Here is a 1299-nt window from a genome sequence, read left to right on the forward strand (position 1 = left end):
ATCCCCGGAGTCCCTGATTTCACACTGCCAAGAAAAGCCTCTAGCGAGGCGGGAGGTGCCCGTACCGCAAACCGACACAGGTAGGCGAGGAGAGAATCCTAAGGTGATCGAGAGAACTCTCGTTAAGGAACTCGGCAAAATGACCCCGTAACTTCGGGAGAAGGGGTGCTCTGGTAGGGTGAATAGCCCGAGAGAGCCGCAGTGAATAGGCCCAGGCGACTGTTTAGCAAAAACACAGGTCTCTGCAAAACCGTAAGGTGACGTATAGGGGCTGACGCCTGCCCGGTGCTGGAAGGTTAAGAGGAGAGGTCAGCGCAAGCGAAGCTTCGAATTGAAGCCCCAGTAAACGGCGGCCGTAACTATAACGGTCCTAAGGTAGCGAAATTCCTTGTCGGGTAAGTTCCGACCCGCACGAAAGGCGTAACGATCTGGGCACTGTCTCAACGAGAGACTCGGTGAAATTATAATATGCGTGAAGATGCGCATTACCCGCGACAGGACGGAAAGACCCCGTGGAGCTTTACTGTAGCCTGATATTGAATTCCGGTGCAGCCTGTACAGGATAGGTAGGAGCCTTGGAATCCGGAGCGCCAGCTTCGGAGGAGGCAATGGTGGGATACTACCCTGGCTGTATTGGACTTCTAACCCTTGCCCGTGATCCGGGCAGGAGACAGTGTCAGGTGGGCAGTTTGACTGGGGCGGTCGCCTCCTAAAGTGTAACGGAGGCGCCCAAAGGTTCCCTCAGAATGGTTGGACATCATTCGTAGAGTGCAAAGGCATAAGGGAGCTTGACTGCGAGACCTACAAGTCGAGCAGGGTCGAAAGACGGGCTTAGTGATCCGGTGGTTCCGCATGGAAGGGCCATCGCTCAACGGATAAAAGCTACCCCGGGGATAACAGGCTTATCTCCCCCAAGAGTCCACATCGACGGGGAGGTTTGGCACCTCGATGTCGGCTCATCGCATCCTGGGGCTGTAGTCGGTCCCAAGGGTTGGGCTGTTCGCCCATTAAAGCGGTACGCGAGCTGGGTTCAGAACGTCGTGAGACAGTTCGGTCCCTATCCGTCGCGGGCGCAGGAAATTTGAGAGGAGCTGTCCTTAGTACGAGAGGACCGGGATGGACACACCGCTGGTGTACCAGTTGTCTTGCCAAAGGCATCGCTGGGTAGCTATGTGTGGACGGGATAAATGCTGAAAGCATCTAAGCATGAAGCCCCCCTCAAGATGAGATTTCCCATTACATTTGTAAGTAAGATCCCTCAAAGAAGATGAGGTGGATAGGTCCGGGGTGGAAGCGTGG

Annotated in this window: 1 rRNA gene; it reads left to right on the forward strand. The window is 55.1% G+C overall.

Annotation, left to right across the window (positions count from 1 at the left end):
* Nucleotides 1-1299 (forward strand): 23S ribosomal RNA (locus tag ACR65H_RS18475); the annotation flags it as partial.

Source organism: Sporosarcina sp. SAFN-015, from assembly GCF_059415085.1.